General features: G+C 63.0%; 14 protein-coding genes. 11 read left to right on the plus strand and 3 right to left on the minus strand.

Annotated features, from left to right (window positions below; translation table 11 throughout):
- Positions 1 to 30: 30 nt before the first annotated feature.
- From ABEH27_RS10640 to hisF, 6 genes are all read left to right on the plus strand, one after another.
- Positions 31 to 1689 carry an OFA family MFS transporter gene (locus ABEH27_RS10640; RefSeq protein ID WP_346613546.1) on the plus strand — a complete coding sequence of 553 codons (1659 nt, stop codon included), beginning with the start codon at positions 31 to 33 and terminating at the stop codon, positions 1687 to 1689.
- Between the two features lie 212 nt (positions 1690 to 1901).
- Positions 1902 to 2495, plus strand: a complete 594-nt coding sequence (gene hisB, locus ABEH27_RS10645; RefSeq protein ID WP_346613547.1) for an imidazoleglycerol-phosphate dehydratase HisB — start codon at positions 1902 to 1904, stop codon at positions 2493 to 2495.
- On the plus strand, positions 2496 to 3134 hold the full coding sequence (gene hisH, locus ABEH27_RS10650) for an imidazole glycerol phosphate synthase subunit HisH (RefSeq protein ID WP_346613548.1): 639 nt from the start codon (positions 2496 to 2498) through the stop codon (positions 3132 to 3134).
- Positions 3135 to 3395: a DUF2164 domain-containing protein gene (locus ABEH27_RS10655; RefSeq protein ID WP_346613549.1), complete on the plus strand. Its 261-nt coding sequence runs from the start codon at positions 3135 to 3137 to the stop codon at positions 3393 to 3395.
- A 27-nt stretch (positions 3396 to 3422) separates the two neighbouring features.
- On the plus strand, positions 3423 to 4160 hold the full coding sequence (gene hisA, locus ABEH27_RS10660; protein ID WP_060494680.1) for a 1-(5-phosphoribosyl)-5-[(5-phosphoribosylamino)methylideneamino]imidazole-4-carboxamide isomerase: 738 nt from the start codon (positions 3423 to 3425) through the stop codon (positions 4158 to 4160).
- Positions 4161 to 4170: 10 nt separating this feature from the next.
- A complete protein-coding gene (gene hisF / locus ABEH27_RS10665; RefSeq protein WP_176509087.1) occupies positions 4171 to 4941 on the plus strand; it encodes an imidazole glycerol phosphate synthase subunit HisF in 771 nt (256 codons plus the stop codon).
- 121 nt (positions 4942 to 5062) lie between these two features.
- Here hisF and choV read toward each other — a convergent pair whose 3' ends face one another.
- The 3 genes from choV to ABEH27_RS10680 all read right to left on the minus strand — a co-directional run bounded on the left by choV (position 5063) and on the right by ABEH27_RS10680 (position 8115).
- Positions 5063 to 6241, minus strand: coding sequence for a choline ABC transporter ATP-binding protein (gene choV / locus ABEH27_RS10670; protein ID WP_346613550.1), 1179 nt, complete (start codon positions 6239 to 6241; stop codon positions 5063 to 5065).
- On the minus strand, positions 6238 to 7086 hold the full coding sequence (gene choW, locus ABEH27_RS10675) for a choline ABC transporter permease subunit (protein ID WP_346613693.1): 849 nt from the start codon (positions 7084 to 7086) through the stop codon (positions 6238 to 6240). Before choW ends, choV begins: the two co-directional genes overlap by 4 nt.
- 81 nt (positions 7087 to 7167) lie before the next feature.
- Positions 7168 to 8115 (minus strand): choline ABC transporter substrate-binding protein, encoded by a 948-nt coding sequence (locus tag ABEH27_RS10680; RefSeq protein WP_346613551.1) that lies wholly within the window; start codon positions 8113 to 8115, stop codon positions 7168 to 7170.
- Positions 8116 to 8557: 442 nt separating this feature from the next.
- Here ABEH27_RS10680 and ABEH27_RS10685 point away from each other — a divergent pair, with 442 nt between their 5' ends.
- The 5 genes from ABEH27_RS10685 (at position 8558) to ABEH27_RS10705 (ending at position 16182) form a co-directional block, all read left to right on the plus strand.
- Positions 8558 to 9934, plus strand: coding sequence for an L-serine ammonia-lyase (locus ABEH27_RS10685; RefSeq protein ID WP_346613552.1), 1377 nt, complete (start codon positions 8558 to 8560; stop codon positions 9932 to 9934).
- 394 nt (positions 9935 to 10328) lie between these two features.
- Entirely contained in the window at positions 10329 to 11435 is a 1107-nt protein-coding gene (locus ABEH27_RS10690; RefSeq protein WP_346613553.1) for a GlxA family transcriptional regulator, read from the plus strand.
- A gap of 186 nt (positions 11436 to 11621) precedes the next feature.
- On the plus strand, positions 11622 to 12137 hold the full coding sequence (locus ABEH27_RS10695) for a sigma-70 family RNA polymerase sigma factor (RefSeq protein ID WP_346613554.1): 516 nt from the start codon (positions 11622 to 11624) through the stop codon (positions 12135 to 12137).
- Between the two features lie 88 nt (positions 12138 to 12225).
- The gene (locus ABEH27_RS10700; RefSeq protein ID WP_346613555.1) at positions 12226 to 13197 is read left to right on the plus strand and encodes a FecR family protein; all 972 of its coding nucleotides are present in this window, start codon (positions 12226 to 12228) and stop codon (positions 13195 to 13197) included.
- A gap of 204 nt (positions 13198 to 13401) precedes the next feature.
- Positions 13402 to 16182, plus strand: coding sequence for a TonB-dependent receptor (locus ABEH27_RS10705; RefSeq protein ID WP_346613556.1), 2781 nt, complete (start codon positions 13402 to 13404; stop codon positions 16180 to 16182).
- Positions 16183 to 16210 lie beyond the last annotated feature (28 nt).

A 16210-nucleotide genomic window follows, 5' to 3' on the forward strand; every position in this document is an offset into this window, starting at 1 on the left:
GCACCGTCTACCTACAAAAGGATCGAATCCATGAACAGCAGTATCACGGCAGGAGCGGTGGCCAGCGCGCCGGGCTTCCTGTCGAAGGAGCGCATCATCGCCCGCCCGGGCTTCAACCGCTGGCTGGTACCCCCGGCGGCGCTGGCCATTCACCTGTGCATCGGCATGGCCTACGGTTTCTCCGTATTCTGGCTGCCACTGTCGCAGGCCATCGGCATTACCGCACCGGTTGCGTGCTCGGCTGACATGGGCTTCATCGCCCGAATGTTCAGCGCCGAGTGCGACTGGCCGATTTCCATGCTCAGCTGGATCTACACCCTGTTCTTCGTCTTCCTCGGCTGTTCGGCAGCCGTGCTGGGCGGCTGGCTGGAGCACGCCGGCCCACGCAAGGCTGGCCTGGTGTCGGCGCTGTGCTGGTGCGGCGGCATGCTGATTTCGGCGATTGGCGTTAAAACCCACCAACTGTGGCTGATGTGGCTGGGCTCTGGCGTGATCGGCGGCATCGGCCTGGGGCTGGGTTACATCTCGCCGGTCTCGACTTTGATCAAGTGGTTCCCGGACAAGCGCGGCATGGCCACCGGCATGGCGATCATGGGCTTCGGCGGCGGCGCGATGGTCGGCGCCCCGCTGGCCACTGCGCTGATGGGCCACTTCGGCAACGAGCATGAAGTCGGCGTATGGCAGAGCTTCGTCGCCATGGCGGCGATCTACTTCGTGTTCATGACGGCTGGCGCCCTGGCCTATCGCGTGCCGCCTACCGGGTGGAAGCCGGAAGGCTGGACCGCGCCGGTGAAAAAAGCCAACGCGATGGTCACCGACCGCCATGTGCACGTCAGTGTGGCGTGGAAAACCCCGCAGTTTGCGTTGATCTGGCTGGTACTGTGCCTGAACGTGTCGGCGGGCATCGGCATCCTCGGCATGGCCTCGCCGCTGCTGCAGGAAGTGTTTGCCGGCAAGCTGCTGGGCAACGAGCTGACGTTCAGTGAGCTGAACGCCGCGCAGCTGGCGCAGATTGCCGCCATTGCGGCGGGCTTCACCGGCCTGCTCAGCCTGTTCAACATCGGTGGGCGGTTCTTCTGGGCGTCGTTCTCGGACTACATCGGCCGCAAGAACACCTACTTCGCCTTCTTCGCCCTGGGCGTTGGCCTCTACAGCCTGGTGCCGAACATGGGCCATCTGGGGAACGTGGCGCTGTTCGTGGCCGCCTTCTGCATCATCCTATCCATGTACGGCGGTGGTTTCGCCACAGTGCCGGCCTACCTGGCCGACCTGTTCGGCACGCAGATGGTCGGCGCCATTCACGGCCGCCTGCTGACGGCCTGGGCCGCTGCCGGCGTGCTTGGCCCGGTGCTGATCACCTACCTGCGCGAGTATCAGCTGGCAGCCGGTGTGGAGCGTGCAGCGGCCTATGACATGACCCTGTACATCCTCGCCGGCCTGCTGGTGCTGGGCTTCATCTGCAACTTGCTGGTGCGCCCGGTGGCCGACAAGCACTTCATGAGCGATGCACAACTGGCGGCCGAGCGTGCGCTGAGCCACGACAAAGGTGCCGATGGTGCGCGCTCGCTGGAATGGCATGCCGCGCCGGGCAGCCTGCCGCTGGTGCTGATTGCCTGGGCCGTGGTGGTGGTTCCGCTGGCCTGGGGGGTGTGGATTACCCTGCAGAAGACGGCGGTGTTGTTCCACTGAGGGGCATGACAGCCAGCTGATTGGCTGGCTGTCATGGCCTCATCGCCGGCAAGCCGGCTCCCACAGGTTTCTCCACAGTGCACGAATTTTGTGGGGTCTCTGTGGGAGCCAAAGCAGCCCCTTGCATTGCCATATGTCATCCGCGTTTCAAGCTTGAGCGTTCTGGGCCTATAATGGAGCCCTTTTCGCCCAATGATTTTGCGGAGCTGGTGATGGTCGAACGTAAGGCTTCCGTCGAGCGCAATACCCTGGAAACCCAGGTCAAGTGCTCGATCAACCTCGATGGCAGTGGCAAGGCTCGATTTGATATCGGCGTGCCTTTCCTTGAACACATGCTCGACCAGATCGCCCGACACGGGCTGATCGATCTGGATATCGAGTGCAAGGGTGACCTGCATATCGACGATCACCATACCGTCGAAGACGTCGGTATCACCCTGGGCCAGGCATTCGCCCAGGCCATCGGCGACAAGAAAGGCATCTTCCGCTACGGCCATGCCTATGTGCCGCTGGACGAAGCGCTGTCGCGCGTGGTCATCGACTTCTCCGGTCGCCCGGGCCTGCAGATGCACGTGCCGTACACCCGTGCCACGGTCGGTGGCTTCGATGTCGACCTGTTCCAGGAGTTCTTCCAGGGCTTCGTCAACCACGCCCTGGTGAGCCTGCACATCGACAACCTGCGTGGCCACAATACCCACCACCAGATCGAAACCGTGTTCAAGGCTTTCGGCCGCGCGCTGCGCATGGCCGTGACCCTCGACGAGCGCATGGCCGGGCAGATGCCATCCACCAAGGGATGCCTGTAAATGCAGACGGTAGCCGTAATCGACTATGGCATGGGCAACCTGCACTCGGTGGCCAAGGCGCTTGAGCACGTCGGCGCCGGCAAGGTGCTGGTCACCAGCGATGCCGCGGTAATCCGCGAGGCTGACCGTGTGGTGTTTCCCGGTGTGGGTGCGATTCGCGACTGCATGGCCGAAATCCGCCGCCTGGGCTTCGACAGCCTGGTGCGTGAAGTCAGCCAGGACCGCCCGTTCCTCGGCATTTGCGTCGGCATGCAAGCGCTGCTCGACCATTCCGAAGAAAACGACGGTGTCGATTGCATCGGCCTGTTCCCAGGCAATGTGCGCTTTTTCGGCAAAGACCTGCGTGAAGACGGTGAGCACCTGAAGGTGCCGCACATGGGCTGGAACGAAGTCGCCCAGACCATCGACCACCCGCTGTGGCACGACATTTCTGACCGCGCGCGCTTCTACTTCGTGCACAGCTACTACATCAATGCCGGCAAGCCGGGCCAGGTGGTCGGCCGCGGCCACTATGGCGTCGACTTCGCCGCCGCGCTGGCCGACGGTTCGCGCTTTGCTGTGCAGTTCCACCCGGAGAAGAGCCATACCCATGGCCTGCAGCTGCTGCAGAACTTCGTCGCCTGGGACGGGCGCTGGTAAATGAGCAGGTCGAAGACCAAGGCCCCGGTCATCACCCTGGCCGCCGAGCAAGAGCGCGAGGCGCTCGACACCTTGAAGCGCTTCCTGGAAGACCGCTTCGAGCTGCAGCTGGGGTCGTTCGAGGTGGCCGAAGTCCTCGACCTGTTCAGCAAAGAAATTGCACCTCATTACTACAACAGGGCGATTGCCGATGTTCAGCTGCACCTCAAGGAGCGGTTCGAGAGCATCGAAAGCGACCTGTGGGCACTCGAGAAGCCCTGAAACCCAACAAATAGACAGGTTCCCAAGATGCTGATTATCCCCGCTATCGATCTGAAGGACGGCGCTTGCGTGCGCCTGCGCCAGGGCCGCATGGAAGACTCCACGGTATTTTCCGACGACCCGGTGAGCATGGCCGCCAAGTGGGTCGAAGGTGGCTGCCGCCGCCTGCACCTGGTCGACCTCAACGGCGCCTTCGAAGGCCAGCCGGTCAACGGTGAAGTGGTTACCGCCATCGCCAAGCGTTACCCGACCCTGCCGATCCAGATCGGCGGTGGCATCCGTTCGCTGGAAACCATCGAGCACTACGTCAAGGCTGGCGTCAGCTACGTGATCATCGGCACCAAGGCGGTCAAACAGCCAGAATTCGTCGCTGAAGCGTGCAAAGCGTTCCCGGGCAAGGTCATCGTTGGCCTGGATGCCAAGGACGGTTTCGTTGCCACCGACGGCTGGGCTGAAGTGAGCTCGGTGCAGGTCATCGACCTGGCCAAGCGTTTCGAGGCCGATGGCGTCTCGGCGATCGTCTACACCGACATCGCCAAGGACGGCATGATGCAGGGCTGCAACGTGCCGTTCACCAAGGCCCTGGCCGAAGCCACGCGCATTCCGGTGATCGCTTCCGGTGGCATCCACAACCTGGGTGACATCAAGGCCCTGCTGGACGCCAAGGCGCCAGGCATCGTCGGCGCCATCACTGGCCGCGCCATCTACGAAGGCACTCTCGATGTCGCCGAGGCCCAGGCCTTCTGCGACAACTACCAAGGCTGAGGACTGAACCATGGCACTGGCCAAGCGCATCATCCCTTGCCTGGACGTGGACAACGGCCGGGTGGTCAAGGGCGTCAAGTTCGAGAACATCCGTGACGCCGGCGACCCGGTGGAGATCGCCCGTCGCTACAACGAGCAGGGTGCCGACGAAATCACCTTCCTCGACATCACCGCCAGTGTCGATGGCCGCGACACCACCTTGCATACCGTCGAGCGCATGGCCAGCCAGGTGTTCATCCCGCTGACCGTGGGTGGCGGCGTGCGTACCGTGCAAGACATCCGCAACCTGCTCAATGCCGGTGCCGACAAGGTTTCGATCAACACCGCCGCGGTGTTCAACCCCGAGTTCGTGGGTGAAGCTGCCGACCGTTTCGGGTCGCAGTGCATTGTGGTGGCCATCGATGCCAAGAAGGTTTCCGCCCCTGGCGAAGCGCCGCGCTGGGAGATCTTCACCCACGGTGGGCGTAAGCCGACCGGGCTGGATGCCGTCGAGTGGGCGAAGAAGATGGAAGGCCTGGGTGCCGGTGAGATCCTGCTGACCAGCATGGATCAGGATGGCATGAAGAACGGCTTCGACCTGGGTGTAACCCGTGCCATCAGCGATGCGCTGGGTATTCCGGTCATTGCCTCGGGTGGTGTAGGCAACCTGCAGCACCTGGCGGACGGGATTCTGGAAGGGCATGCCAGCGCGGTACTGGCGGCGAGCATCTTCCACTTTGGTGAGTACACCGTGCCGGAGGCCAAGGCCTACATGGCTTCGCGCGGGATCGTGGTTCGCTGATCGAGTGATTGGGGCTGCTGCGCAGCCCATCGCCGGCAAGCCGGCTCACACAGGTACAGTGTACGCCGGCCCTGTGGGAGCCGGCTTGCCGGCGATGGGCCGCAAAGCGGCCCCAATGGCTTCAGCCGTGGTTCTTGCCAAGCAACGCGTGGTAAAGCTCGGTATCCCCAAGAATCCCCACCACCTTGTCGTTATCCTGCAACACCAGCTTGTTGCCGGTCTGATAACGAATCCGCAGCGCCTCGCGCATGCCGATATCAGCATTCACCAGCGTCGGCCGACGCTCCAGCAACTCCACATCCTCACCCGGCGCCCAGTTTTGCAGGTCCAGCCCGTTCTGCCCCTGGCGTGCACGCTGCAGAGAACCGCCTTCGCCCAGGTCCAGCCACGAATCGATGCCTGGGTCCAGGCACACCGAACCATTGATCCGCTTGCAGTTGTCCAGCGTGCGCATCAGGCTGCGGCCGCACAGCACGTTCAGCGGGTTGGTGTGGGCGACGAACGTACGCACATACTCGTCCGCCGGGTTCAGCACGATCTCTTCGGGCTTGCTGTACTGAATGATCCGGCCGTCCTTCATGATGGCGATGCGGCTGCCCAGCTTCAGCGCTTCATCCAGGTCGTGGCTGACGAACACGATGGTCTTGCTCAACTTGCGTTGCAGCTCCAGCAACTCGTCCTGCAAGCCCTGGCGGATCAGCGGGTCGAGGGCGGAGAACGGTTCGTCCATCAGCAGGATATCGGCATCCATGGCCAGCGCCCGGGCCAGGCCCACGCGCTGCTGCATACCGCCGGATAGCTCGTCCGGCTTCTTGTTGCGCCACTGGGTCAGGCCCACCAGCTCAAGTTTCTCGTCCACCAGCTTGCGCCGTTCCTTTTCAGGGCGGCCCTGCATTTCCAGGCCAAAGCTGATGTTCTCGCGCACCGTCAGCCAGGGCATCAGGGCGAACTTCTGGAACACCATGGCGATACGCTTGGTGCGCATCATCTTCAATTCGGCCGGGGTGCAGTGGGCGATGTCGATGTGCTTGCCTTCATGCTCGACGAACAGCTTGCCGCGGCTGACCGTGTTGAGGCCGTTGATGCAGCGCAACAGGCTCGACTTGCCCGAACCGGACAGGCCCATCAGCACACAGATCTCGCCCTTGTTGATGTCCAGGTTGGCCTTTTCGACGCCGACCACCAGGCCCGTCTGCTTGAGGATCTGCTCGCGGGTCTTGCCTTGGTCCAGCAGCGCCAGTGCCTCGCGCGGCTTGTTGGAGAAGATGACGTCGACGTCTTCGAAACGAATGATGCTCATGCTTCACCCCTTACCGTGGCTTCCGGTTGCTTGCAGATACGGTCGAGCATGATCGCCAGCAGCACGATCGCCAGGCCCGCTTCGAAGCCCAGGGAGATATCGGCGGTGTTCAGTGCGTTGACCACGGGTTTGCCCAGGCCGTCGGCGCCCACCAGGGCGGCGATCACCACCATCGACAGCGACAGCATGATGCACTGGGTAACCCCGGCAGCGATGCTCGGCATGGCGTGGGGCAGTTCGATGCGGGTCAGCAGCTGGCGGCGCGAGCAGCCAAAGGCCTTGCCGGCGTCGAGCAGCTCTTGCGGCACGTCGCAGATGCCCAGGTAAGTGAGGCGGATGGGTGCGGCGATGGCGAACACCACCGTGGAGATCAGCCCGGGTACCACGCCCAGGCCGAACAGGGTCAGGGTAGGGATCAGGTAGACGAAGGTCGGCACCGTCTGCATCAGGTCGAGGACCGGGCGCATGGCGGTGTAGAACATCGGCTTGTGTGCGGCGACGATGCCCAGCGGCACGCCGATGGCCACGCACACCACCGTGGCGAAGGTGACCTGCGCCAACGTCTCCATGGTTTCCTGCCAGTAACCCAGGTTGAGGATCAACAGGAACGACAGCGCAACGAACACGGTCAGCGCCCATTTGCGCTGGATCAAGTGCGCGAGGCCGGCGAACAGGGCAATGAGGACGAACGGGTTGAACCAGGTCAGGGTGCTGGTGACCCCATGAATCATGAATTCCAAGCCTTGGGCGATGGCGTCGAAATAGGCGGCGCCATTCTGGGTCAGCCATTCGACGAATGACGCGATGTACTGACCCAGGGGTATTTTCTGATCGATAAGCATGATAGCGAGCTTCCACCTGCAAAGATTGAAATCAGTCCGGGGCGGGCACGGTCCCGCCCCGCGGTGTTGCTTGAGCGTCTTGCGTTATTGCGTCAGTTTGGCTTTGGCCGCCTCAAGGCCGGGTTTGCCGTCCACGGTGGTTACCCCGGCCAGCCAGGCGTCAAGCTTGCCTGGGTTGTCCTTGAGCCACTTCTGCGCGGCAGCCTCGGGTTTCATCTTGTCGTCCAGGACATAGCCCATCATGGTGCTTTCATCCTTGAGCTCGAACGACAGGTTCTTCAGCAGTTGGCCAACGTTGCTGCACTCCTGCGCATAGCCCTTGCGGGTGTTGGTCAGCACGGTGGCCTTGCCGTAGTCGGGGCCGAAGAAATCATCCCCGCCGGTGAGGTACTGCATCTTGAACCGGGTGTTCATCGGGTGGGGTTCCCAACCCAGGAACACGATGGCATCCCCGCGTTTCTGCGCCCGGTCGACCTGCGACAACATGCCGGCCTCGCTCGACTGCACGATCTTGAAACCGGCGTCTTTCAGGCCGAAGGCGTTCTTGTCGATCATGCTCTGGATGGTGCGGTTGCCGTCGTTGCCCGGCTCGATGCCGTAGATCTTGCCGTCCAGTTCCTTCTTGAACTTGGGAATGTCGGCAAAATCCTTGAGGCCCTTGTCGTACAGCGCCTGTGGCACGGCCAAGGTGTATTTGGCGTTTTCCAGGTTGGCGCGCACGGTTTCTACAGTGCCGGCGTCGCGGTACTGCTTGATGTCGTTCTCCATGGTCGGCATCCAGTTGCCGAGAAACACGTCCAGGTCCTTGCCGGTGGCCAGCGACTTGTAGGTCACCGGTACCGAGATCATGGTGGTGTGGGTCTTGTAACCCAAGGCTTCGAGCACGACGCTGGTGGTCGCTGTGGTAACGGTGATGTCGGTCCAGCCGACATCGGAGAAACGCACCGTCTGGCACTGCTCGGGTTCTGCAGCCTGGGCCAGTAACGGTGCGGACAGCAACGCGACCAGCAACAGCGAGGGTGAACCTTTCATGGATGGACTCCTGTGATTTTATCTTCGGGTTCGCGGGGGCCGCCGGGGCTTTCTCAGGGTCCGGTCGACCAGGCCTGCAGAGGGCAGGTTGCGAGGCCGTGCAATACGAGTCGCTTTCGATAATCCTCCAGCGCCGAGCAATCGCCTACTGGTGGGGTCGTATCCAGTACGCAACGGGTCGCATCCAGTGAGGGCGATGTCGCTTATGGATTTATCCACCCCGACCGGCGCATTTTTCCGTCACTCAAGCGCTGAAAAGCGGCGCACAAATGGCCAAAACAGCGCGGCGCTGCTGGACAAAATTACGTCGGTTGCAGACGGCGAGGGGGTGCGTAAAAGCCCGATGATGCTTGCATTCGTGGCGGCTCGCAGCTTCAGCCTAGCAGTTGCCCCGCCCTGCGCATGGCGCGCAGAGACAAGCCCAGCAAGAGGTGAAGCGACAATGGCCATCAGCGTGTTCGACCTGTTCAAGATCGGTGTCGGGCCCTCCAGCTCGCATACCGTCGGCCCCATGCGTGCGGGTGCTTTGTTCGTTCAGGGCCTGCGTGAACGCGGGGAGCTGGCGCAGGTGAAACGTATCGAGGTGCGGCTGTACGGTTCGCTGTCGGCCACTGGCATCGGCCACGGCACCGACAACGCCACCATCATGGGTTTGATGGGCGATTGGCCCGACGCCATCGACCCGACCCAGATCGTCCCGCGCATCGCCGACCTGCGCGAAACCAACATCCTCAAGCTGGATAACCGCCTGCCCATCGAATTCGTGTGGGCCCGCGACATGCTGCTGCTGGACGAAAACCTGCCGTACCACCCCAACGCCATGACCCTGATTGCCGAGGGCGAGCACGCCGAGCTGCACCGTGACACCTACTACTCGGTGGGCGGCGGCTTCGTGGTCGATGCGCAGCAGGCTGCCAGCGGTGTGCTGGACGCCGACCAGACGGTGCTGCCGTACGATTTCAACAGCGCCGCCGAGCTGCTGCGCCTGTGCAAGCAAAACGACCTCAGCGTGTCGCAATTGATGATGGCCAACGAGAAGGTCTGGCGCAGCGAGGCGGAAATCCGCGCGGGCCTGCACAAGCTCTGGGAAGCCATGCAGGAGTGCGTCAACAACGGCCTCAAGTACGAGGGCACACTGCCCGGCGGGCTGAACGTGCGCCGCCGTGCCGCCAAGCTGCACCGTAGCCTGCAGGAGATCGGCAAGCCCAATGTGATTGGCTCGACCATGAGCGCCATGGAGTGGGTCAACCTGTTCGCGCTGGCGGTCAACGAAGAGAATGCCGCCGGCGGGCGCATGGTCACCGCACCCACCAACGGCGCCGCCGGCATCATCCCGGCGGTGCTGCACTACTACATGCGCTTCAGTGACGAGGTCGATGAGTCCAGCGTGGTCGACTTCTTCCTCGGCGCCGCGGCGGTGGGCATCCTGTGCAAGAAGAACGCTTCGATTTCCGGTGCCGAAGTCGGTTGCCAGGGTGAAGTCGGTTCCGCATGCGCCATGGCGGCGGCGGGCCTTGCCGAAGTGCTTGGCGGCACGCCGGGGCAGGTGGAGAACGCGGCCGAGATCGCCCTGGAGCACAACCTTGGCCTGACCTGCGACCCGGTCGGTGGCCTGGTGCAGGTGCCGTGCATCGAGCGCAATGCGATTGCTGCAGTCAAAGCCATCAACGCCGTGCAGATGGCCCTGCGTGGTGACGGCGAACACTTCATCTCGCTCGACCAGGTCATCCGCACCATGCGCGATACCGGAGCGGACATGCACGACAAATACAAAGAGACTTCGCGCGGTGGGCTGGCGGTCAGCGCCATCGAATGTTGATGCGCTGATCTCGCGCTATTCTCGACACGACGCCCCGTTATGGGGCGTTTGTGCATCTACCGATCGTCGGGTGTCGTGATCAGTGTGGGCATTGTCGGTGACACTCAAGAGTGTCGTTTCTGGGAAACCTACACTGCGCGTGTCACCAAAGTGCTCAACGGTTACACGGGAGGCGCTAGCTCGCCGGTTTGCGCCGACTGGCAAACGCATCGCAAGCCCCTGAATTGCTCAGCAAAGGCGTCGTTTTCAGGAGTTTTCGAATGGCTGTTCAACTTCCGGCACGGCGTTTGCGTTGAGATTGGCAACCTACCCCTCGGAAACTGACTGGGGGGTCATAACAAGAAATCAGTGCCCGCCTGAGGCACACCCTGCATTTGTGTGAGGAGAAATCGCGATGACGTCGTACACCTCCGGGAACCCAACCCAGAACCGCACAGCACCCCAGTCCATCGGTTTTCTCCTACTGGACAATTTCACCCTTATTTCCCTGGCGTCGGCCGTCGAGCCGCTGCGCATGGCCAACCAGCTGTCCGGCCGTGAGCTGTACCGCTGGCACACGCTGACCGTGGATGGCGGCCAGGTGTGGGCCAGCGACGGCTTGCAGATCACCCCCGACGCCGCCATGCACAGCGCCCCGCCGATCGACACTGTGATCGTCTGCGGCGGTGTGGGCATCCAGCGCACCGTTACCCGTGAGCACGTTACCTGGCTGCAGGCCCAGGCCCGCCAGTCGCGCCGCTTGGGTGCGGTGTGCACCGGCAGCTGGGCATTGGCCTGCGCCGGCCTGCTCGACGGCTTCGATTGCAGCGTGCACTGGGAGTGCCTGGCCGCGATGCAGGAGGCCTTCCCGCGGGTGAACATGAGCACGCGCCTGTTCACCCTCGACCGCAACCGCTTCACCAGCTCCGGCGGCACCGCGCCGCTGGACATGATGCTGCACCTGATCAGCCGCGATCATGGCCGCGAGCTGTCGGCGGCGATCTCCGAGATGTTCGTCTACGAGCGTATTCGCAACGAACAGGACCACCAGCGCGTGCCGCTCAAGCACATGCTCGGCACCAACCAGCCGAAGCTGCAGGAAATCGTCGCGCTGATGGAGGCCAACCTGGAAGAGCCGATCGACCTGGACGAGCTGGCGGTCTATGTAGCCGTGTCGCGGCGCCAGCTCGAGCGTTTGTTCCAGAAGTACCTGCACTGCTCGCCATCGCGCTATTACCTGAAGCTGCGCCTGATCCGCGCGCGGCAGCTGCTCAAGCAGACGCCGATGTCGATCATCGAAGTGGCGTCGGTGTGCGGCTTCGTTTCCACGCCGCACTTCTCCAAGTGTTACCGCGAGTACTTCGGCATTCCGCCGCGGGATGAGCGCGTAGGCTCCAATACTGCGCAGCAGGTGGCAATGATGCCGATTCCACAGGCCATGACCCTGTCGCCGCACAGCGGGCCGATGGCTGCACTGAGCCAGGCGCGTAACGAGTCGACGTTTGCCAGCGTGAGGCTTTAAGGCTTCGGGGCTGCTTTGCAGCCCAATCGCCGGCAAGCCGGCTCCCACAGATTCACCGCAAGGCGTGAGATCGGTGCGGTACCTGTAGGAGCCGGCTTGCCGGCGATGAGGGCCAAGAGGGCAACGCTGCATCATTGGTTGATAATGATTCTCGACTACAGGTAACATCGCCGCCCCCGAAATCGCTTGGCACACCACCCCGTGGCGGACGACAAACTGCAGCTCTACCTCGCCCACCGGGCAGCATTGGTCGACTATTCCACGCCAATCGTGGGTTGCCGCGCCCGTGCCGAAGACGTGGTACAGGAAGCCTGGCTGCGCTTCAGCCGCCAGGACAGCCATGCCGATATCCGCCACCCGGCCAGTTATCTCTACCGCATCGTCCGTAACCTGTCGTTGGACCAAATCCGCCGCACGGCAACCGAAAAGGCCCAGCCCGGTGGCGACGAGATGCTTGCCGAGTTGCCTTCCAGCACCGCCTCGCCCGAGCAGACCATCACCCAGCAGGACGAGCTCGCCGCCATCAACCGTGCCCTCGAGGCGCTGCCTGAGCGCACCCGCCTGGCCTTCGAAATGCACCGCCTCGGTGGCTTCACCTTGCAGCAGGTGGCGGCCCACCTGAACGTTTCAGTGAGCCTGGTGCACCAGTTGGTCCACGATGCCTTGCGCCATTGCATGGCACAGCTGGAGGACGACCTGTGAAAATGCCTGCTGCTGGCGCGTCCTTTGCTCAATGGGCCGACTCTGTGCGACCCTTCGCGCCCCCGAGCCCCCTGGAGACTTGCCGGACATGACGTCAGCAGACCGCGTATCCAGCCGCCGCGACCAAGCCCTCGACTGGCTCCTGCGCATCCAGCAGGCGCCGCACGATGCGCAACTGCGTGCCGAGCTGGCGCAGTGGTGCGCCAGCGATGTGGCCAATGCCCAGGCCTACGGCAAGGCCGAGCGGGTGTGGCGCCTGACCGGCCAGCTGGCGCCTGCCACCGCCGAGCAGTGGCCCGAACCACCTGCGACGGCTACGGTGGTGCCGCTGCCCAGGAAAAAACCGACCCGGCGCTGGTGGTTGGGCGCGGCGGTGGCGGCCTGCCTGATGGTGGCCGTAGCACCTTCGCTGAGCCTGCGCCTGCAGGCCGACTACCGCACCGCCCAAGGCGAGACCCGCGATGTGACGTTGGCCGATGGCAGCGTGGTGCAGCTGGACAGCGACACCGCTATTGCCGTGGACTACTCCGGCGATCACCGCGACGTGAAACTGCTGACGGGCCAGGCGTTCTTCGAGGTAATGCCCGACAAGGCCAAGCCATTCCACGTACGCGCCGATGCGATAAAAGTGACGGTGACCGGCACTGCCTTCAACGTCGCGCTACGGCCGGGCAGGGCGGGGGTGGATGTGCAGCATGGCTCGGTGAGGGTCGAGGATGCCGTCAATGGGCATGTGCTGTCGGATGCGCTCACGGCCGGTGAACGGCTGCGTTATGTCGATGGCCTCGTACAGGTGAACACCTTGGTGCCATCGCAGGCGGCGGCTTGGCGCCAGGGGCAGTTGATCGCCGATAACGAGCGTGTCGCCGAAGTGGTGCAGGAGCTGGCGCGGTACCTGCCGGGTAAGGTGTTGCTGCGCGATGATGCACTGGGCGACAAGCGTGTTACCGGTGTGTATGACCTGCGCAAGCCTGAGGCTGCCTTGCGGGCTGTGCTTCGTCCCCATGGCGGTAACGTGCACAGCTACGGGCCTTGGGTTCTGGTACTGAGCAAGCCTTGAGCCGCCGGGCCGCTGCTCAGCCCCCCCCCTGCAAAAATATTTCCTGATTTTTCTGAAAAATCCGCGTACTGCCCCGTCTTCTCCCCCGCGCGCAACAACTGATAGCGATTCGTATTCAATTTTGGTTCCGGCAACTGCCCGGGGCGGGGATGTGGCATGACACAAACAATAAGCCGGAAGCCGCGCAGCGCGCGGGATTGGTCGTTGCGCCTGAAATGCGTGTTGGGCAGTGGGCTGCTGGGCCTGGGTGGCGTAATGCCCGCGCCGCTGCTGTGGGCCACCGAGGCGCCCGCGCAATTGGCGCAGGTACATGCCTTCGCCATCCCGGCGCAGCAACTGGCTGGCGCGCTGATCGCCTTCGGCCAGCAGAGCGGGCTGCAGGTCAGCGCGGATGCACAATTGCTCGAAGGCGCCCAGGGCAACCCGGTGCAGGGAAACTTCAGCAGCGAGGCGGCTCTGTCGCGGCTGCTCTCAGGTAGCGGACTGACCTGGGACACGGACGGTGATGTGATCAGCCTGCGCCTGCTGCACAGCGAGGCAGATGCCGGCCCGCTGGAGCTGCATGACACCCTGGTGCTGGGCGACACCGAAGGCAACGGCTACATGGGCGCCACGGTCATCAGCGGCAAGGCCATCCGTGCCTTCCCCGGCGCCAACGGCGACATCACCACGCTGTTGCAGATGCACCCTAGCGTGCAGTTTTCCGGCGCGCAGAAAAGCTCCAACACCCCAGGCGAGATCGACCCCGCCGACATCAGCATCAATGGCGCCAAGTTCTACCAGAACAACTTCATGATCGACGGCATCTCGATCAACAACGACCTGGACCCCGGCGCCCACGGCTACAGCGAGAACCGCCAGTTCGACGCCGCGCCCAGCAACCCCCACGGCATCGCCCTGGACGCCGACCTGCTGCAGGAAGTCAAGGTCTACGACAGCAACGTGCCGGCCGAGTACGGCGGCTTCAATGGCGGTGTGATCGATGCCATCACCCGCCGCCCGAGCAAAGGCTTGCACGGCAAGTTCTCCTATGGGATCAGCCGCTCGGAGTGGACGCGTTATCACATCACCGAACAGGATCAGGAAAGCTTCGCCAACTCGTCCTCCGAGCAGTACCAGCCCGAGTTCGAGAAAACCACGCTGCGTGGCATGCTCGAAGGCCACCTCACCGACAACTTCGGCGCGATCCTGAGCTTTTCCCAGCGCCGTTCGGTGATCCCGCTCAACCGCTACGAGAACGGTTACACCAGCCCCAATGCCGACAGCCGCGAAGACCAGACCCGGCAGCTCGACAACTACATGCTCAAGACATACTGGGACGTCAATGATCGGCTGACCGTGGAAAGCTCGTTCATCCAGGCGCCCCAGGAGAACGTGTTCTTCCGCGAGAATTTCCTGAACTCTGGGTTCACCAACAAGAACGGTGGCTGGCAGGGCTCGCTGAAGGCGATCTGGGAAGGTGACCAGGCGCGCTGGACCCATACCCTGGCGCTGACCAATCTGTACAGCTCGCGTGAGTCAGATGAAACAGACACCGTAAATTGGTGGTACTCCGACGCCAAGAACTGGGGCAACCCCAGCAGCAACACCGCGAAAAGCGGCGAAGGCGCGTTCGGCAACCTCGACCAGACCCAGCGCGGCATCGATTACACCCTCAAAGGCGAATGGCAGACCTTCGACTTCGCCGGTGTCAGTCACGGCATCACCACGGGCCTTGAGCTTTCGCAGCAGCGCGCCGTGTGGGAGCGCGAAGAGACCGGGCAGGGCGTCAACACCTTCAAGCGCGACAATGGCACAGGTTGCGCGGGCAGCGACCCATGGTGCTCGGTCAGCCCGCTGCTCAATGGCAACACCCGCCAGTGGGGCAGCATCCGTACCCAGTACAATGCCGGCAAGATCGACCTGACCGAAAACGCCTACGCCTTCTTCATCGACGACCAGGTGCAGATCGGCAAGCTCAGCCTGCGCCCGGGGCTGCGCTTCGAAGGCGACGATTACATGAAGCAGAAAACCGTTTCGCCGCGCTTTGCCGGTGACTATGATTTTTTCGGCGATCGCAGCACTGTGCTGGTGTTCGGCGCCAACCGCTACTACGGGCGCAACCTCTTCAAGTACCGCCTGGCCGATGGTCGCCAGGCCCTGAACACTACCTACACCCGGGCCAGCCAGGACGGCGCGTGGGTGGGGCGTCAGGTGCTCAATACCAACCGCTTCTCGGACATGAACATCCCCTACGACGACGAGTTGATGCTGGGCCTGGAGCAGCGCTGGCTGAACACCGACATCCGCCTGAAGTACGTGCACCGCAAGGGTAACGACCAAGTGGTGCGCACCTCGTCGCGTACGCTCGGCCTCGACCCCGTCGATGGCTACCAGAGCATCTACTACACCTACGTCAACGCCGGCGCCAGCGAGAGCGACAATGTTTCGTTGACGATCACCCCCAATCAGTCGTTCCGCGTGCTGGGCAGCATCACCAGCCTGCAGCTGGCGCTGGACTGGTCGCGCAGCAAGAATGCCTACAGCACCTACGAAAGCGGCTTCAGCGAAGCTGAATATGCCGATGACGACGTGATCTACGATGGCAAACGCCTGGCATACAGCGAGCTGCCGGCCAGCGACTTCAACCGCCCATGGACAGCGCGGTTGACCACCATCACCGAGATCCCCAGCTGGCACCTGAGCATCAGCAATTTCTTCCGCTACCGCGGCGCCTACGAGCAGATCATCGACACAGGCCGCACCGAAGATATCGACGGCGAGGCCCTGCGTGTCTACGACACCGCATCGGTGGCCGCCGCCCCAACCTGGGACATGCGCGTCAAGTGGGAGATCCCCACGGCAAAAGAACAGGCGCTGTTCGTGGCTGTGGACGTGACCAACGTCACCGACAAGGTCAACCCTATCGTCAGCAACAGCAGCACCGCCCGGACCACATACGAAGTCGGCCGCCAGTACTGGCTGGAAGTCGGCTACCGCTTCTGATCCCTGAAAAAAAAACCGTGGACACCCT

It is taken from the genome of Pseudomonas sp. P39-UII1 (assembly GCF_039672635.1).
In the GTDB taxonomy this organism is placed as follows: Bacteria; Pseudomonadota; Gammaproteobacteria; order Pseudomonadales; family Pseudomonadaceae; genus Aquipseudomonas.